Here is a 17,661-nt window from a genome sequence, read left to right as displayed (position 1 = left end):
TCGAAAGCACCGGTCTTGAAAACCGGCAACCGTTAATAGCGGTTCTAGGGTTCAAATCCCTATCTCTCCGCCACATTGGAAAGCCCGCTGAGAAATCAGCGGGCTTTTTTCATATCTGAGATTCTTAAAGCGCTAACCTAGCCACTATCGAACTCCGTTGCCCTTCCGTTTACTGTCTTTGTCTGTCAAAGTAAGCTTTACTCCTCAACCATTAAAGGTAACCAAACCTTGAGTTCTTGTTCTTACGAGCCAGCAGAGTCCTTGAAAAAACAGCTTGGTGACCAACACAATGCGGTTTCAAAAGAGCCAATACAGAGCCTTTGGAGCGGATATGGCGAACTATTTCGCGTTTATACCGATAACCCAGAGCTGCCTAGTCTGATCGTTAAGGCCATTGACCTACCTAAGGTTGCACCTAAGCATCACCCGAAAGGTTGGAATACCGAGCTTTCAAACCAAAGAAAGCTTAAGTCTTATCAAGTGGAGTTTCATTGGTACCAGCACTATGTTGCTCGAATGCCTATCGGTTGGGCGCCACGTTGTTTAGCTGCTGAAAGTCGTGATTCACACTATGAGTTGGTATTGGAAGATCTCAAACTTGCTGGTTGTGCTCGGGTGGTAAAAACTCCATCAAACCAAGAGATTGAAACGGTACTTTGCTGGTTAGCTCAGTTTCATGCTTTTTGGTTGGGCACTGAGACTACTGGACTGTGGCAGCAAGGCACCTATTGGCATTTAGCCACTCGCCCAGATGAGTGGCAGGCAATGACGTCAAGTCGTTGTAAATCAGCTGCTGAGCGCATAGATGACATACTCAATGATTGCCGTTACCAAACCCTAGTACATGGCGATGCGAAGCTGGCTAACTTTTGTTTCAACGAAACCGGCACTAAGGTCAGTGCGGTTGATTTTCAGTATGTTGGCGGTGGCGTGGGGGTGAAAGATGTCGCACTATTTCTTTGCACAGTGCTCGATTTTGATGATCCTCACTTATCTATCGACACCCATGTTGAAACTTATTTTGAAGCGTTACAGGCAGCGCTGGCTCGCTATCAGCCTAATGTGGATGCAAGTGATGTGTGTCATGAGTGGCGAAAGCTACTAGGACTCGCGTGGGCTGACTATCAGCGTTTTTTGCTTGGCTGGAGCCCAGTTCATGTGCGAGTGAATGCCTTTACGAATAGGTTGACTTTAGAGGCACTCGACGATTTTCAGTTGTAAAAAGCCAGTTGTAAAAAAAGCTCCCGAGGGAGCTTCTTTATCATTTATAGAAGTGTTCCAGTTACTTACTGTCAATCAAGGTCAACGCTTTACGAGACACTTCACCTGCTGCTTTAGTGAGATCTTGCTTCTCAAGCGTATCAGCTAGATACGCATAATCCGAAACGTCTGGGCGAACCGACAGTGCGCGCTCAAAGTGGCGCTGTGCCTCAGGCCATTTCTCTTCGCGGAAGTAAAACTGAGCGAGAGCACTCTGAGCTTTGGCGTTGTCTGGTTGCTTTTTAACAACATCTTCTAGCATCACAACCACTGGGTGAGCATCCGCTAGGTTCAGCTCTGGTAGTAGAGTATAAAGGTCATCGTGACCTTGCTTCTTCAGCGTCTCTTTAATCACGGTAAAGGCTTCAGCATCCGCTTTGCGAGCGATAAGCTGCTTTGTAAAGCAACCCACTAGGTGTGTGCTTTGACGCGTTTTACGAGGCAGTTTGTTCCAATGACCGATTAGACCCTCACTACCTTGTTGGCTAGCAATGTCTTCAAGCAGGCCACATTGAGCACGCTCTTCAAGTTCCACTTGCTCTTCAATATCGATAAGCTTGGCTTTGTTAAGCTTTGGCAGTAGATCGATCAGTGCTTGCCACTCGCCAAGTTCACGATAGGTGGTTTTTAGTAGGCTTAGAACGATCGTATTGCTTGGATACTCGGCTTTTAGTGTCTCAAGTGTTGAGGCCGCAAGTTCCCACTCTTCTTCACGCACAGCTTGCTTAGCACGAGTAAGCTGAACCGCGAGATCCGAGTTTTCTTGCTGAGAAGCCAGCTCAAGGTAGTGGTCGCGTTTCGCTTTATCGCCTTGACCTAACGCAGCTTCAGAGGCCACGAGATAACACAGCAGAGGCATATCATGATAGTTCGCCCAGCGAGTCACTTTTTTCTCAGCAAGCTTCCAGTCACCTTCTAACAGCTTAACAATACCTTCGTTAGTGTAGCGGCGAGAGCGGCGCATCTTACGCACGCTGAAGTAGTTGAATGTGGTCACACTGGTGTAGAGGATCTTCTTGATGATGTACTCCAGCAGAAACAGCACGGCAAGCGCGGCAATCACAAAGACAACCAGTGTCGTGACACTCATTTCAATGGTCTTATCGGCAATCGATATCAGCACATAGCCTTGTTGACCAGTGAACTGGGTGCCGACAAACAGCCCTGCGCCCAGTACAACGAAGAGGAAGATTAATCGAATCATTATTTCTCCTCCGTGATAATGGTTGTCACTTCACGGCGCAGGCGTTCGCTAATCACATCAGACAGCTGCGCTTGTGTTTCAAGTTTCACAGGGTAGTTCACTTGGATGTTTTGCTGACTCAGCTTACCCAGTGCCGCATTAAACTCTTTAACGCTGTTATTATCCATATCGAAGAAGGATTCTGACCATTGATCTGCGGTCTCCAGTGACATCTTGTAGATCTCACCTTGCTCTTCGTACACAGCTCGTATTGCCGTCTCAATTTTCGACTTGATGTTCTCACGTAGGTAAAAGTGCTGTTCTGGTGACAGTAGTGGGATAACATTGCCGTCACGGCTGCGGAAGGTGATGAAGTTCTCTGAGAAATCTTTCAAAGAAGTCATCAAGTTATCTTGCCAGTCGTAGATATCCTGCGATACCTGACGTTTTTCTACCGCCGGAGCATCAGGCAGAATAGCGTTGGCAAGTGGCAGTTGGTCGACTTCGCGCTGCAGGGAAGTCAGGCGAAGCACTAAACCATCACGGTCAATCAAAGGTACTGTGCGCAGCTTAGTGATGTCGTTTGCCATGGATTGGCGCAGGGAAACAAGGCTTGGGTCGTTGAGCGCAGCGATGCGTTGATCAGCACTCTCCATCAAGCGTGTTGCACTGACCACATCGTGTTCTAGGAACAGTTTACGTCCAGCCAGCTTTACCAAGTAATCCGCTTCTGCTAATAGCCAATCATTAGGACGGCGGCCTTTTACATCGGCGACAGCAAGTTGCAGGCTCTTGATGCTCTTCTTCTGCTGACCTAATACCACTTCTGCTTTGTGAGTCATGGTTTTTGCTTGCTCTAACGTGTCAGCTTGAACTTGCTGCATTTCAGAGCTTAGCGAGCTTTGTGATGCTTTGATTTGGGCTTCAAGCCTTGCGATACGAGCTTCGTAGTCGCCAGCCTGCTTTTGCATCATAAAGGTCATGCCACCACCTAGTAGCAGAGCAATAATGATGGCAGCTGTACCAAGCTTCACACCACGCTTACCCTGCTTTTCTTCAAACCCAGGGGCTTTTGGTTGCGTGGTTTGGTCGTCGACGGTGTTCGTCTCGGGCTCGTTAGATTGTTCAGTGTTCTCTGGGGCTAGAGTTACGTCTTTTTTGTCTTCAGACTGGATTTGCTCGTCTTTATTTTTGTTCGTCATTGTTTAGTCCTGTTTTTAGACGCTGGAGAGCAGCAAATAGAGTAGAGTTCGATGCACCTTGGCTATTAGTAATGTTATTAAATCCTTGGGCTATCGCTTGCTTGGCGATTCGTTCACTGGGAACCAATAGCCATTGTTGTTTCAACCATGCATGTTGTGATTCTGGCATTGCAGCCACTAAATGATCCAGTTGTTCCGCACTTGTGACCACCATGGTATCAATCTGGGCTTGTTGCCATTGTTCTATCGCGGCAGATTCGACGGCTCGATATTGGCGCTGATATAGCTGCAAATAATGCACATGGGCGCCTCGTTTCGTCAACTCATCGAAGATGAGCTCACGCCCGCCATTGCCACGAAGAATGACAACACGCTTGCCGGCAACGCCGACTAGCTCAGGCATGGCGAGCAGGTGTTCACTGTCGCTAACCGAGGGATAGTGTACGTTTTGTTGCACTATTTTGCTCAATTCATGTGCGGTTTTTTGACCAACCCCAAGATAAATAGCGTGATTCGGCATGCTGTCTGGGTGTGTTGAAAGCGGCTTTGAAAGGCCATGCACGGCGTATTGGCTGACTGCTATAACAATGTCGGCGCAGCGAAGTTTGGTGAGTTGAGATGAATCGAGGGAAGTCAGATGAATATCAATAAGGGGGTAATGGAGGGCATAGCCCCCCATCTTTTCAATCAGAGCGCAGAGTTCAATACCTTGGGTTTCAGGCCTTGTCACCAGTACTCTCATCAGGCATTACTCGTGATCTTGGTAAAGCTTCTCAAGGATTTCTTTAGCGCCATCGGCGAGGAGCTGGTTCGCTAGCTGTACACCCAATGCTTCGGCATCTTGGCGGCTACCTTGGATTTCACCGCGTACGATTTTGCTGCCGTCGGGCTCACCGACTAGAGCGCGTAGCCAAATGTTGTCACCATCAATCAGAGAGTAGCTGCCAATTGGCACCTGACAGCCACCTTCTAGCGTCAGGTTCATGGCGCGCTCACAGCGCACACGATCGGCGGTTTCTGTGTGGTTTAGTGGCTCCAGTAATTTGATCAGGCGCTCATCATCAAGGCGGCACTCAATGCCAACCGCGCCTTGACCAACTGCAGGAAGAGATTCCTCAGGCTCGATAAAGCTGCGAATACGTGACTCAAGCTCAAGACGCTTAAGGCCAGCAGCGGCAAGAATAATGGCATCGTACTCACCGTTGTCGAGTTTACCCAGACGGGTGCCTACGTTGCCGCGCAACTCTTTGATGATCAGATCAGGACGCTGCTCTTTGAGCTGACACTGCCTACGCAAACTACACGTACCGACGATAGCGCCTTGCGGTAGGTCACTAATGCTTGCATAGGTATTAGAGACAAATGCATCACGTGGATCTTCACGCTCACAGATGGTCACAAGTCCCAGGCCTTCTGGAAAATCAACCGGGACATCTTTCATCGAGTGCACAGCTAGGTCAGCACGACCTTCCAGCATCGCCACTTCAAGCTCTTTAACGAACAGCCCTTTACCACCAACCTTTGCTAGGGGCGTGTCTAGGATAATGTCGCCTTTGGTTACCATAGTCACCAATTCAACCTCGAGTCCAGGGTGTGCAGCAATCAATGCGTCCTTCACATAGTGAGCTTGCCATAGTGCAAGGGGACTTTTACGGGTAGCAATTCGAATAGGCTGAGTCTGGGTCATAGTGTTCTCGTAAGCATCTCGTTTGTTCTGATAGTTCAATCGTATCATTGACTCAAAGAAATGCTTAGCGATTTCCCAAACCCAGGCGCAAACGAGAACTTTAGCGATCACAGATATTATCAATAGTGTGAGATTAATCGCATTTGTTGTGGTAACTACTGTTAGAATTGTCCGCTATGATTTGGAAGGCTAAACCAAACGCCACCGCAGTGGGTATTGAGTTGTCGTAGTGCCGAGTATCACTTTACCGCTTATAATAAAAATGATACATTGATCACGTTTTGAACGCTTGTTTGTTTAAAACCTATGCAAAATAGCAGTTAGATTGAACCTAGGAATCACCCTTGCAGGCATACACTCAAACCCTTATACAAAGGTTAGATACCCTAAACCAGCAGCGTATTGAGCGCGCGCTGGCACTTATGGATCTGCAAGGCCAACGTGTATTCCAGCTTATTCCAGCACTGTTTCACTTCAACCACCCGATCATTCCCGGTTTTTACGAAGCCAATAGCCCAAGCGGCTTGTTTGGTTTTGAAGCCAACGAACTCCAGCAGCAATTCCTCGATGATATCGCGCTCGCATTGGGTCAACCTTTGCCACAGCCAAGTCAAAACGAGATCCTTGGTCTGTACACTATGGGAAGTACCTCATCGATAGGTCAAAGCACGTCAAGTGATTTGGATATCTGGGTCTGTATCTCCCCGCAAATGTCGACTAAATCCAGAGAACTGCTCAGCAATAAGTGTTTGCTGATAACAGACTGGGCAAAAGGCCTTGGGGTTGAAGCGAACTTCTTCTTGATGGATGAAGACCGTTTTCGCAGCAACATCTCTGAGGAGATGACGGGTGATAACTGTGGTTCATCACAACACCTATTGCTACTGGATGAGTTCTATCGTTCAGCGGTCCGCCTCGGCGGCCAGCGTCTGTTGTGGCAAATCGTGCCGCCAGAGATGGAAGAGTGCTACGAAGATTACGTCGCCAAAATGTGCAATGAAGGCCACATCAACTGCGATGAGTGGATCGACTTCGGGCGTCTGAATCGCATTCCTGCAGAAGAGTACTTTGGCTCGAGCCTATGGCAACTCTATAAGAGTATCGACTCCCCTTATAAGTCGGTACTTAAAGCTATTTTGCTTGAGGCGTATTCTTGGGAATACCCGCACACCCAATTATTAAGCATTGATACTAAACGTCGCTTCTTTGCCCATGAGCCTGATCTCTATGGGATGGACGCGTATTATCTGATGCTAGAGAAAGTAACGCGCTATCTTGAGCGTATCGGCGATGAGACCCGCTTGGATTTGGTACGTCGCTGTTTCTATCTCAAAACGCACGAGAAATTATCTCGCGAGCCTGGTGTCGGTTCGATGCCGTGGCGCCGTGAAGCGCTGACGCAAATGACCACCAATTGGAATTGGTCGCAAGAGGTGCTTAAAGAGCTCGACAACCGCCGTAATTGGAAGGTTGAGCAGGTGATGCAAGTGCATAATTCTCTGCTTGATGCACTGATGCTCAGCTATCGTAACCTGATTCAGTTTGCGAGACGTAATGACATCACCTCGGCAATCAGTCCGCAAGACATCAGTATTCTTGCTCGTAAGCTGTATGCCGCTTTTGAGGTACTGCCTGGCAAAGTCACTCTGCTCAATCCACAAATCTCACCTGACTTGCATGAGCCTGATCTAACGTTTATCGAGGTTCAGGAAGGCAAGAGCTACCAGTCGGGTTGGTATTTGTATAAGCAGCCGCTGATCCCGCATCGAATCCTAGGCCAAGCGCCACTCGAGCATAACGAGTACTTAAGTAAGCTGGTTGCTTGGGCGTTCTTTAATGGACTTATCACTGAGTCGACACGTCTGAACTCGGTAGTGCGTGATGCGCATATTGATATCGATAAGTTCTATCAGATGGTCAGCGATCTGCGTAATACCTTCTCACTGCGCAAGCGCCGTCCGAGTATGCAAGCATTGGGCAGCCCGTGTGAGATCAGCCAGCTCGCCATGTTCATCAACTTTGAGAACGACCCAACGCAGGAGCTTTCTGCGAAGGCGTCCAAAGTCGATTTGAAAAATGTCGACATCTTAAGCTTTGGCAGCGAAGGCAAAAGCCTAATTGGCTCGGTTGATTTGGTGTACCGTAACTCTTGGCATGAAGTGCGTACCCTTCATTTTGAAGGCGAAACTGCAATGCTGGATGCGCTGAAAACTGTGCTCGGCAAAATGCACCAAGACGCGTTCCCGCCAGAGTCGGTAGACGTGTTCTGCTACAGCAAGAACTTACGCGGCGTGTTAAGAAACACTGTCTATCAGTTGCTAGCTGAGTGTATTGAGCTGCGCTTGAAGCCGATTGACCAGGAAAAGCGTCGCCGCTTCAAAGCACTGAAAGTCGCCAACCAGATGTATGGCTTGTTCTTTGAACGTCGCGGTGTTTCGGTGCAGAAATTGGAGAACTCGGTGGACTTCTACCGCAGTATCTCAACCAATAAGCTGCAAGGTTCACCGCTACTCATGCTGGATAAAGAAGTGGAGTATCAGCTGCCTCAAGTGGTCGATGGGTTTGCCAGCGAAGGTTTGATTCAGTTCTTCTTCGAAGACACTGACAACGGCTTCAACATTTATGTGTTGGATGAATCAAATCAGATTGAGGTTTACCACCAGATGCGCGGCAGCAAAGATGAGATGATTGCTAGCGTAAACAGTTTCTACACCTCAAACGTCAACGACGACAGTGAGGTGTCATCGAAGCTGATTAACTTCAACTTGCCGCAGTACTACCAGCTTGTGCATGCGGAAGAAGGAGAGCCTTACATCATTCCTTACCGTAACGACGGCGGCTCTTCCAACTCTCGTAATTCAAAAGCAGTCAATGCTTGATGCATCGGTTGGGCTTATACCCAATCGATGTCTTCACTCGCGTGTTTCTCACACTCTTCTTTGACCATAGTCATCAGTTCAAGACCGGTCTTTGAGCATATCCACTTATCTTCAATCAGCTTGAAGTGAAAGCCACCTGATTTTGACGCAAGCCAGATTTCGTGCATCGGCTCTTGGCGGTTGATGATGATTTGACTGCGATCTTCAAATTCCAGTGTCATGACGTTGCCCGTCACTTCATAATCGATATCGGCACCCGATTCGTCGATGGCTTCTTCGATGTTTTGTAGTTGAGCATCGACCAGTTGGTGAAATTCCGTGTCGTTCATTTTGTAATCCTATTGCTTTTCTAATTCGTGGTGCGATTATAGGGGGCATTGATTCAATAATCACGATATGCAAAATGAAAAAGACGATTACAGCAATGTTTATGCTTGTAATAGTAGGACTAGCGGGATGCGGCCAGACTGGCGACTTGTATATGCCTGCTGAAGACGCACCAACCAACGAGCAAGCACAATAACGATAGCCATCGACACAGTGTAAAGGGATACAGGATTTGGATTATTTCAACTATCAGGACGATGGCCAGCTTTGGGCCGAGAATACGTCACTTACCGAACTTGCCGAGCAATACGGCACACCACTTTATGTTTATTCTCGTGCGACGCTAGAGCGTCACTGGAATGCATTTGATAAATCTGTTGGCGACCACCCACACTTGGTGTGTTATGCAGTGAAAGCGAACTCGAATATCGGTGTGCTTAACGTACTGGCACGTTTGGGTTCAGGCTTTGATATTGTTTCTGGCGGCGAGCTAGAACGTGTGGTTGCCGCGGGTGGCGATCCTAGTAAAGTGGTGTTCTCAGGTGTAGGTAAAACCGCGCAAGAGATGCGTCGTGCGCTTGAGCTTGGTATTAAGTGCTTCAATGTTGAATCGGAACCTGAGCTAGAGCGTCTAAACCAAGTCGCTGGCGAGATGGGTGTCGTAGCACCAATCTCATTGCGTATTAACCCTGATGTCGATGCGAATACTCATCCATACATTTCAACCGGTCTTCGTGATAACAAGTTTGGTATTGCGTTTGATCGCGCACCAGCGGTCTACAAGTTTGCCAGCAGCTTACCTAACCTAGCGGTTCATGGTATCGACTGCCATATCGGCTCACAGCTAACGGATATCGAACCATTCATTGATGCGACCGATCGTTTGTTAGCCCTTATTGACCAATTACGTGGCGACGGCGTTGATATTCGTCACTTAGATGTCGGTGGTGGCCTTGGTGTGGTTTATCGTGATGAGTTGCCACCACAGCCATCGGATTACGCCAAAGCACTGCTAGCTCGCTTAGAGAACCATCCAGAGCTTGAACTGATTTTTGAGCCGGGTCGTGCGATTGCGGCTAACGCTGGCGTACTACTGACTAAGGTTGAGTTCCTAAAGCACACTGAGCATAAAAACTTCGCCATCATTGATGCGGCAATGAACGATCTTATGCGCCCGGCGCTGTATCAAGCATGGCAAGATATCATCCCGGTTACGCCTCGTGAGGGTGAAGCTACGACTTACGATTTGGTTGGCCCAATCTGTGAAACGGGCGACTTCATCGGTAAAGATCGCGCCTTAGCACTTGAGCCAAACGATCTACTGGCCGTTCGCTCTGCTGGTGCTTACGGTTTTGTTATGTCTTCTAACTACAATACGCGACCACGAGTTGCAGAAGTGATGGTTGACGGCGAGACGGCGCACCTTGTACGTAAGCGTGAAACCTTAGAGAGTCTTTGGGAACTAGAAAGCATTTTGCCGGAGTAACAGAACCACTATGCACTTCCACTTTTCTAAAATGCACGGTTTGGGTAACGACTTTATGGTTGTTGACTGTATTACCCAGAACGTTTTCTTTTCACCTGAGCTTATCCGCCGTTTAGCAGATAGGCACACAGGCGTTGGTTTTGACCAACTGTTGATTGTTGAAGCACCTTACGATCCTGAAACGGATTTCCATTACCGCATTTTCAACGCGGATGGCAGTGAGGTAGAGCAGTGTGGCAATGGCGCACGCTGTTTTGCTCGCTTTGTGCAGATGAAAGGGCTCACCAACAAGTACAGCATCAGTGTCAGCACTAAGAAAGGCAAAATGGTGCTCAAGTTAGAAGACAATGACTTGGTGACGGTCAACATGGGTCAACCTGAGTTCGAGCCGAGCAAGATCCCATTTAAAGCTAAGCAAAAAGAAAAGACCTATATTCTACGTGCTGGCGACCATACCTTATTCTGTGGTGCCGTCAGTATGGGTAATCCCCACGTCGTCACCGTGGTTGATGATACGCAAACCGCGGATGTGGATAATTTAGGTCCGCTGTTGGAGTCGCATGAACGCTTCCCTGAGCGCGTTAACGCAGGCTTTATGCAAGTGCTTAGCCGTGATGAAGTGAATCTTCGCGTCTATGAACGCGGTGCGGGTGAAACCCAAGCTTGTGGTAGTGGCGCGTGTGGTGCGGTCGCGGTGGGTATCGTGCAAGGGTTACTGGATGAAACGGTGCAAGTGCACTTGCCGGGCGGCGACTTGAAGATCAGTTGGAAAGGTCCAGGTCATCCACTGTATATGACAGGCGCAGCGGCTCACGTTTTCGATGGGCAGATTTCTTGTTAGCCAATAACCCATTATACTAATGGCGGGTCTTTTGAGACCCGCCATTTTTTTTATTATCTGACAGGGATTAAAGGGAATCATTTTGTCTGAGTTTGAAGCGAGTCACCTAACAGCAGAAGTGGTAGCAGAGTATCTTTCTGATCATCCAGATTTTTTTAAGGGTAGAGAGTCGTTAGTAGAGTCGCTTTCCTTACCTCACCAGCAGCAAGGTGCGGTGTCTTTAGTGGGGATTCAACTGCAACGACAGCGTGAACGCATTGAAGCACTGGAAGAAGAGATCACCGCCTTGATGTCGCTAGCTGCTCGTAATGATAGAACCTTCTATGAGTTTATGTCGCTGCAAGAAAACCTGTTGAAGTGCCATGATCTGCAAAGTGTCGTTTCAGCCATTAAACACACCGCAACCGGCCTGAATCTGCGTGGTTACCTTAAGCTTATCGACAGCGATGACCATGCCGACCCATTGTCGATGGAAAGCTGGAAACGCTTTACCACCAATCATCTCAATGGCAAAGAGGCGTACTTAGGGCGGCTACGTCAAGCTGACCGCAGCATGCTATTTACTGAGCAGCAAATCAGCGATGGCCAGGTGCCAGAGCTTGGTTCTTACGTGGTTCTGCCGCTCAAACGAAAGTTTGCTCAAGGTCTGCTCATCTTCTCAAGTGACGACGGAGGTCACTTCCAACCGGATATGGATACCCTGTTTTTGCGCCACCTAGCGCTGGTGGTTTCCTATCTATGCGAGCACCTCGATTGGCAGGTGCAAGAGGAAGACAATGTCAGACCAAGCCACGCCTAAAGCAAACCTACCTAGCGGGCTGCAAAAGCCGCTAGATAAGTTCTACGAGTATCTGCGTAGCGAGAAAGGGCTTAGCCTGCATACTCAACGCAATTACCGCCAGCAGCTTGAAACAATGGGGCAACACCTAAATGAAATGGGTGTGAAAGCTTGGACTCAAGTGGATGCTGGGTGGGTAAGGCAGCTTGCGGGTAAAGGGATGCGTGAGGGGATGAAAGCGAGCAGCATTGCCACGCGTCTATCGTCGCTGCGCAGCTTCTTCGATTTCCTTATTCTGCGTGGTGAACTGACTGCAAACCCTGCAAAAGGCGTCAGTGCGCCGCGTAAGCAAAGACCTCTACCTAAGAACTTAGATGTGGATGAAGTCTCCCAGCTTCTGGAAGTGGATGAAACCGACCCGCTGGCGATTCGCGACCGCGCCATGATGGAAATGATGTATGGCGCAGGGCTACGTTTGGCGGAAATGGTGGGGATTGATGTTAAGCACCTCAATTTGTCGAGTGGCGAAATTCGCGTTATCGGTAAAGGTAACAAAGAGCGTAAGGTACCTTTCTCTGGGTATGCGACGGAATGGGCGCAAAAGTGGCTTAAAGTGCGTGGTGAGCTAGCAAAGCCGGGGGAGCCAGCATTGTTCGTCTCCAAACTGGGTACGCGCATTTCCCATCGCAGTGTACAAAAGCGCATGGCGGAGTGGGGACAAAAGCAGTCCTTGGCAAGTCATGTCAGCCCGCACAAACTGCGTCACTCGTTTGCGACTCACATGCTTGAGTCGAGCAATAACTTACGTGCGGTACAAGAGCTGCTGGGTCATGAGAACATCTCAACCACACAGATCTATACCCACCTTGATTTCCAACATCTTGCCCAAGCGTATGATCAAGCTCACCCTAGAGCACATAAGAAAGGTAAGCCTAAGCAACAAGAGGATTCCTAATGCGCTTTTATCGTAGTCTAGAGACCATCAAGGCGATGACCTTTGACCTTGATGACACCCTTTATGACAATTGGCCGATCATTCGTGAGGTAGAGAGAAAAGCGACTCAGTGGTTGCAGCAACACCACCCGATTAGCCAGCAGTGGGACAAAGCCCAGTGGCAAGCGTTCAAATTTCAGTTAGCAGAGACAAACCCGATGCTGAAACACGATGTCACCGAGTGGCGTTATCAGCAGATAAAACAGGGGCTGGGGCATTTGGGTTACGATGATCCCAAAGCTACCGAGGCTGCGAAAACGCTAGTAAATCATGTGTTGAAATGGCGCAGCGACTTTGATGTTCCACATGAAACACATCAGTTTTTGACAACCTTGAGTAAGAAGATGCCACTGGTGGCCATCACCAATGGCAATGTCGATGTCGATAAAATCGGTTTGGGGCGCTACTTTTCCTTAGTGTTAAAGGCAGGCCCTGATGGCAGAGCCAAGCCTTATGCGGATATGTTCGACAAAGCGGCAGATTTTCTGGCCTTGCCGCGCCAGCAGATCTTGCATGTGGGCGATCATGTGGTGACGGATGTAGCAGGAGCCAAGCGTAACGGTTTTAGTGCTTGCTGGTTTAACTATAAAGGTCTTGAACCTCGTGATGTTCGCCGAATGAAGCTGCTGCCAGACGTTGAGATAAGCCGCATTGAGCAGCTGCTTGAGCTCACGCGCTAATAGGCATTATCGCGTCAAAGCGTGTCCGCTGCGTTCTGCTTGAAAGCGCAGCGTATACTCGTCAAAGAACGTGAGCATGGCGTTGGCGTCGTGCTTGCTTGCCACTTGTCGCGTTATCTCAGCACACACCTCAAAAGTACACAAATTCCCGGCTTGTTGGTTTCTTCGCAATGCATATCTCGATAGCAGTTCTGTATCCAGATGCACTTTGGGTAGCGCTTGCAGCCAAGCGCTGCGATTGAGCATCTTTTTCGCTTCCTGCCAGGTGCCATCCAGCACGATGAAGTTACTTGTTTGTCCTTGCTGCTGCGCTTGCCACTCTTCAAGCGGCACACTGTCTTCACTTGGAAATACTAATACGGGCAGGCTAGGGCTGGTTTTTGGCAAGCAGCGCTCACAGGGCTGTTTCCGTTGCCATTGGGTTACCTGGCTACTCGCAAATAATCTATCGATCAGCTTTCCAGTATTGGTTGCGCGAGAAAGCTCATTAGGGTGAGTGAGTAGGGTAAAGCAAAGATCAGAGGCGATCGTTGGGATCGCCTCACAATAGCAATTGTGGATAAAACCACAGGTTGTACACATCGGCTTCATGGTCGGGATCTATTCGCCTTTAAACAGCACCAGGCCGCCATTAGCGATGGGGTAAACGATATCGCCCACTTTCTCTTGTTTTGCGATCAGCTTATTGCCGTCTAGGGTGAAAATTCGCTGTGACACTAAGTATTGCTGCTGGTGGCGCGTCATGATGACTTGCGCTTGCTTGTTATTCAGTTGCTGCCAAAAACCGCGCTCTTCGGTTGCTGGTGAATTGTCTGGGTACTCATAGCGAGTGATGGCGGTATGGTCTGGGAGTAGCGTCATTGAGACCGTGAACCCAGCCGTTTCAGTGGACTGTGCAACATAGTTGCCAGTCCAGCTTAGCGTAGTATCCGAGTTGGATAACGTGGCGCAGCCTTGTCGAGTTTGGCCGTCTATGGTGATGACGCCAGTCCAGCCATACAGGGTGTCACTCATGGTGTCGTTACACAGCTTATTGCTCATTTGCAGATTGGCGTCGTCAAACTCGTATCGGCGTGTCGTTTGGGTAAGCTTGCGATCTTTGAGCTTGAGCGACTGCTTCTCTTCACCCATCATCGCAAAGCTTGCTTGTTTGCTGTTGTCGAACTTTAGTGACCAGAAAGGTTCGTTACCCAGCACCTGAGTTGGTCTTAGTGGTTGATCGCAACGCTTTGGGTTTTCTGCGGTGAGCATGTTGACCTGTTTCACCACAAAGCGCCCGGTGTAATCGGAATCAAAACCGCGATGGCTTGGCGGCTCAAGATAGCCGATAACTTCAGCATACACGGGCTGATAAGGCTTGCGGGTTAATTTCTCAGCTTCAGGGCGAACGTTTTTGGGCAGTTCGAGCCAATATTGGTGCTGACTGCCACAAGGCTGAATGGTACGTGTCTCATGACCAATGACAGCTTGTCCGCGCATCACATAGGTTTGCGGTGTGATCGTTTCTGGACGTGATAGCTCAGCAGAAGGCACTTGAGGCGCGCTTTGCGGCGACTCTGAGTTGAAAGACGAACAGGCTTGAAGCAATATGAGCGGAGCAACCGCGAGCGGTAGACGCGACATTGTCATTGAATTTTCCTTATTTAGAACGATCACAGGTATCCACACCATTATGGCATATTGGTTATTTAAAACAGAGCCAGATGAGTTTTCCATCGACACGCTGCGCGTAAAAGGAAGCTCATGCTGGGAAGGCGTTCGTAATTATCAAGCGCGGAATATGATTCGTGACGAGATGAAGCTGGGCGATTTAGTGCTCATTTATCACTCCTCATGCAAGACGATAGGCGTGGCTGGTATTGCTCGTATCACCAAAGAGGCCTATCCCGACCACTTCCAGTTTGATATTAACAGCGACTACTACGACCCTAAATCGGATCCTGATAACCCGCGCTGGTTAATGGTAGACATTGAATATGTCGAAAAGTTTAAGCGCGTTCTGCCACTAAGTACCCTTAAAGGGATGCCTGAGCTTGAGAATATGCCGTTGGTAAAACGAGGTAATCGCTTATCTGTGATGCCAGTAGCAGAGTCTGAGTGGTCAGCGATTTTGGCGCGAGTAGTTCGCTAGATTTGTGCGTGAGACTTTTGTTCGTGGGACTTTTGTTTATGAAGCTTTTTGCTGTTGGGAATAAAGTTCAGCAAGCTCCCATGCTCAATGGCGAGGATATGCGCCATATAGGGGTGAGCATGGGAGTTTGGATTCGATACTAATTCGTTACAGTAGGTGTTTCTTTAAAAACTCTGCAACGGCATCATCGGCATTGCTGCCAATGACGGTATTGTTTGGTAGGGCTTTTTTCACTTTCTCGTGAGCATTTTCCATCACAAAACCATGACCCGCCATGCTCAGCATCTCGGCATCGTTCATGCCATCGCCAAATGCGATACAGTTTTCAAGTCCGTACCCTAGCTTCTCTGCGACAGCTTTCAGCGCTTCACCTTTAGACACTTCTTTTGCCATCACTTCTAAGCACCAAGGTGTTGAGAATGCGATATTGAGCGAATCACCAAACTTTTCGCGCAGTGCGTCTTCAAACTCAACCAAGTGTTCATGGTCTTGCTTTGGGTGGGTGATGAAAATCTTAGCGATACCTTGAGTTGGTGCGTTGCTGGCATCAAACAAGGTATAGGTAAAGCCCGTCTCAGTATGGAATTTACGTAAGAACTCATCTTCTTGGTTTAGTAGCCAAGTGTCATCTTGATACATGTGAACAAACAGTTCGCTGTCGGTGTTCAAAGCATCCACTACAGATTGAACCATGTCTTGTGGAATGTTTTCGCTGTATAGCAGTTCATCTTTCTCATCGTGAACACGGGCGCCGTTAGAGGTGATCATGTAAGCAGGAATACCGACCGATTCGCGAATGCCCGCCACGTCTACGTGATGACGACCCGTGGCGAAGATAAAGGTGTAACCTTTCGCGTGTAGCTCTTTTAAGGTTTGTTTTGAGTTGGCGCTTAGAAGGTGATCCGGTGCCAGTAGGGTACCGTCTAGATCAGAGGCAACAATTTTGATGGAATCTCGATTCAGGGTCATAGTTCTCTCTTGGTGTCACAGGTAAAAGCGAGTCGCTTGGCGCGGCCAATAAAGCCGTCACAATGGTGACAATTGTAGGGGATCTAGGCGCAGAAAAAGAGGGTAAATGGTGAATTGATTTGTTTCCTCATTTACCGACTTTTCCGCAATTTATGGCTTTCAGTTCTATTTATCAGTAAAGAACGTGTTGTCGCCAAAGAATGTGGTTATCGCATCCAGTGCTTGGTTGCGATATTGGTCTTTTTCAAACAGCACTTCGTGTTTGGCGCCATCGACAGTCACAAGGGCTGCGTTGGCATTGGTGCCTGACAGTTTATTGATAAAACGCAGTTGGTCTTGGTTACTCACAATTTGATCGGCGCCAGCTTGGACGACAAGCAGTGGAATATTGACCTGCCTAGTCTGTTGAATACATTGTTTAGCCGCCATCAAGCCTTGCCATACCCAACGCGTGCTCGGACCACCAATTTTTAGCTCTGGCATCTTTTCATACAGGTCACGAAACCAGTGGTAACGCACTTTACTTGAAGAGAGCGGGTTGATGTCGAACGGTTTTGCTACATAACCTTGATAGCCGGGTGCATAGGTTGGGGTTGGGTAAATCGCTGTCATGATCTGCGAGAGCCAAATGGCGATCGGCTTCAGGTACCAAGGGACGTTCACGCCATACATGGGGGCGCTCAGTGCAATCTTATCGAAACCATGATTGGGGCGAGTTTGCAGATATCGAGTAGAAATATTGCCGCCCATCGAGTGTGCGAGTAAGTGGCGCTGCTCATAGTGGCTTAAATCAAAGCTCTCTAGCAGCAGCTGCATGTCATCGAGGTAGTCGTCAAACTCATTGATGTGACCCATTTCAGGGTTGGGTGCTAGGTGAGTAGACAGTCCCTGACCGCGATGATCAAATGAATAAATGTTGTAGCCTTGCTGGTAGAAGTCGAAAAACAGCTCCTGATATTTCCAGGCTGACTCGATGCGCCCGTTGACGACCACAAGGGCTTTGGTATGGCTCTCGTGGGTTAACTTACACCAATAAAGCTTTGTGCCATCTTTTGCTCGGAGCTTGCCCTCATGGCGACTCTCCCATAATTGAGCGATTTGTGTGTTTATTACTTGCTCAAATTGTGGCTCTTGAGTATAAGAGATGTCAGTAGCATTTTTTTTGTGCATACATAGGCCTACTTCAATATTTGTGTATAATGCACTGTTTTTTCGACATTTTTGTGTCGATGTACAGGGTAATT

At 48.5% G+C, this 17,661-nt stretch carries 18 protein-coding genes; 9 read left to right on the top strand and 9 right to left on the bottom strand.

Annotated features, from left to right (window positions below; all coding sequences use genetic code 11):
- The first annotated feature begins 228 nt into the window (after positions 1 to 228).
- On the top strand, positions 229 to 1,221 hold the full coding sequence (locus tag ACVA6Q_RS22915; RefSeq protein WP_446649030.1) for a phosphotransferase: 993 nt from the start codon (positions 229 to 231) through the stop codon (positions 1,219 to 1,221).
- A 61-nt stretch (positions 1,222 to 1,282) separates the two neighbouring features.
- On the opposite strand, the gene ACVA6Q_RS22910 is transcribed toward ACVA6Q_RS22915, so the two are convergent.
- Genes ACVA6Q_RS22910 through hemC form a run of 4 tightly spaced genes read right to left on the bottom strand, consistent with a single transcriptional unit; the run spans position 1,283 to position 5,332 of the window.
- On the bottom strand, positions 1,283 to 2,464 hold the full coding sequence (locus ACVA6Q_RS22910) for a heme biosynthesis protein HemY (RefSeq protein WP_353497540.1): 1,182 nt from the start codon (positions 2,462 to 2,464) through the stop codon (positions 1,283 to 1,285).
- The gene (locus tag ACVA6Q_RS22905) at positions 2,464 to 3,645 is read right to left on the bottom strand and encodes a uroporphyrinogen-III C-methyltransferase (protein ID WP_446649029.1); all 1,182 of its coding nucleotides are present in this window, start codon (positions 3,643 to 3,645) and stop codon (positions 2,464 to 2,466) included. The genes ACVA6Q_RS22910 and ACVA6Q_RS22905 overlap by 1 nt, the downstream gene beginning before the upstream one ends.
- Positions 3,629 to 4,387 (bottom strand): uroporphyrinogen-III synthase, encoded by a 759-nt coding sequence (locus ACVA6Q_RS22900; RefSeq protein WP_353497542.1) that lies wholly within the window; start codon positions 4,385 to 4,387, stop codon positions 3,629 to 3,631. Before ACVA6Q_RS22900 ends, ACVA6Q_RS22905 begins: the two co-directional genes overlap by 17 nt.
- Before the next feature lie 6 nt (positions 4,388 to 4,393).
- A complete protein-coding gene (hemC, locus tag ACVA6Q_RS22895; RefSeq protein ID WP_353497543.1) occupies positions 4,394 to 5,332 on the bottom strand; it encodes a hydroxymethylbilane synthase in 939 nt (312 codons plus the stop codon).
- A gap of 344 nt (positions 5,333 to 5,676) precedes the next feature.
- Between hemC and ACVA6Q_RS22890 the strand changes: the two genes are divergently transcribed.
- Complete coding sequence (locus ACVA6Q_RS22890; protein ID WP_446649028.1) at positions 5,677 to 8,211, top strand: class I adenylate cyclase; 2,535 nt, start codon at positions 5,677 to 5,679, stop codon at positions 8,209 to 8,211.
- A 14-nt stretch (positions 8,212 to 8,225) separates the two neighbouring features.
- Here the strand turns inward: ACVA6Q_RS22890 and cyaY are convergent, their stop codons facing one another.
- Positions 8,226 to 8,540 (bottom strand): iron donor protein CyaY, encoded by a 315-nt coding sequence (cyaY, locus tag ACVA6Q_RS22885; protein WP_353497545.1) that lies wholly within the window; start codon positions 8,538 to 8,540, stop codon positions 8,226 to 8,228.
- A 74-nt stretch (positions 8,541 to 8,614) separates the two neighbouring features.
- Between cyaY and lptM the strand changes: the two genes are divergently transcribed.
- From lptM to yigB, 6 genes are all read left to right on the top strand, one after another.
- Positions 8,615 to 8,734, top strand: coding sequence for an LPS translocon maturation chaperone LptM (gene lptM / locus ACVA6Q_RS22880; protein ID WP_420822964.1), 120 nt, complete (start codon positions 8,615 to 8,617; stop codon positions 8,732 to 8,734).
- Positions 8,735 to 8,770: 36 nt separating this feature from the next.
- Positions 8,771 to 10,024: a diaminopimelate decarboxylase gene (gene lysA / locus ACVA6Q_RS22875; RefSeq protein WP_042502916.1), complete on the top strand. Its 1,254-nt coding sequence runs from the start codon at positions 8,771 to 8,773 to the stop codon at positions 10,022 to 10,024.
- 10 nt (positions 10,025 to 10,034) lie between these two features.
- Positions 10,035 to 10,865, top strand: a complete 831-nt coding sequence (gene dapF / locus ACVA6Q_RS22870; RefSeq protein ID WP_446649027.1) for a diaminopimelate epimerase — start codon at positions 10,035 to 10,037, stop codon at positions 10,863 to 10,865.
- Positions 10,866 to 10,947: 82 nt separating this feature from the next.
- Positions 10,948 to 11,664, top strand: coding sequence for a DUF484 family protein (locus ACVA6Q_RS22865; RefSeq protein ID WP_446649026.1), 717 nt, complete (start codon positions 10,948 to 10,950; stop codon positions 11,662 to 11,664).
- Positions 11,642 to 12,598 (top strand): tyrosine recombinase XerC, encoded by a 957-nt coding sequence (gene xerC / locus ACVA6Q_RS22860; RefSeq protein ID WP_353497548.1) that lies wholly within the window; start codon positions 11,642 to 11,644, stop codon positions 12,596 to 12,598. Before ACVA6Q_RS22865 ends, xerC begins: the two co-directional genes overlap by 23 nt.
- On the top strand, positions 12,598 to 13,317 hold the full coding sequence (yigB, locus tag ACVA6Q_RS22855) for a 5-amino-6-(5-phospho-D-ribitylamino)uracil phosphatase YigB (RefSeq protein ID WP_446649025.1): 720 nt from the start codon (positions 12,598 to 12,600) through the stop codon (positions 13,315 to 13,317). Before xerC ends, yigB begins: the two co-directional genes overlap by 1 nt.
- A 6-nt stretch (positions 13,318 to 13,323) precedes the next feature.
- Here the strand turns inward: yigB and ACVA6Q_RS22850 are convergent, their stop codons facing one another.
- Both ACVA6Q_RS22850 and ACVA6Q_RS22845 read right to left on the bottom strand, forming a co-directional pair.
- Entirely contained in the window at positions 13,324 to 13,908 is a 585-nt protein-coding gene (locus ACVA6Q_RS22850) for a tRNA-uridine aminocarboxypropyltransferase (protein WP_446649024.1), read from the bottom strand.
- A gap of 9 nt (positions 13,909 to 13,917) precedes the next feature.
- Positions 13,918 to 14,946 carry a COG3650 family protein gene (locus ACVA6Q_RS22845; RefSeq protein WP_446649023.1) on the bottom strand — a complete coding sequence of 343 codons (1,029 nt, stop codon included), beginning with the start codon at positions 14,944 to 14,946 and terminating at the stop codon, positions 13,918 to 13,920.
- 43 nt (positions 14,947 to 14,989) lie between these two features.
- Here ACVA6Q_RS22845 and ACVA6Q_RS22840 point away from each other — a divergent pair, with 43 nt between their 5' ends.
- Positions 14,990 to 15,448 carry an EVE domain-containing protein gene (locus ACVA6Q_RS22840; protein ID WP_446649022.1) on the top strand — a complete coding sequence of 153 codons (459 nt, stop codon included), beginning with the start codon at positions 14,990 to 14,992 and terminating at the stop codon, positions 15,446 to 15,448.
- Between the two features lie 147 nt (positions 15,449 to 15,595).
- Here ACVA6Q_RS22840 and ACVA6Q_RS22835 read toward each other — a convergent pair whose 3' ends face one another.
- Together ACVA6Q_RS22835 and ACVA6Q_RS22830 are read right to left on the bottom strand one after the other, a co-directional pair.
- Positions 15,596 to 16,417, bottom strand: a complete 822-nt coding sequence (locus ACVA6Q_RS22835) for a Cof-type HAD-IIB family hydrolase (RefSeq protein WP_446649021.1) — start codon at positions 16,415 to 16,417, stop codon at positions 15,596 to 15,598.
- A gap of 165 nt (positions 16,418 to 16,582) precedes the next feature.
- Complete coding sequence (locus ACVA6Q_RS22830) at positions 16,583 to 17,587, bottom strand: alpha/beta fold hydrolase (RefSeq protein WP_446649020.1); 1,005 nt, start codon at positions 17,585 to 17,587, stop codon at positions 16,583 to 16,585.
- Positions 17,588 to 17,661: the final 74 nt, after the last annotated feature.

The sequence above is a fragment of the Vibrio sp. DNB22_10_4 genome, assembly GCF_052879755.1.
Note: the sequence above shows the minus strand (reverse complement) of the source record. Positions and strands in the feature narration are given on the sequence as shown.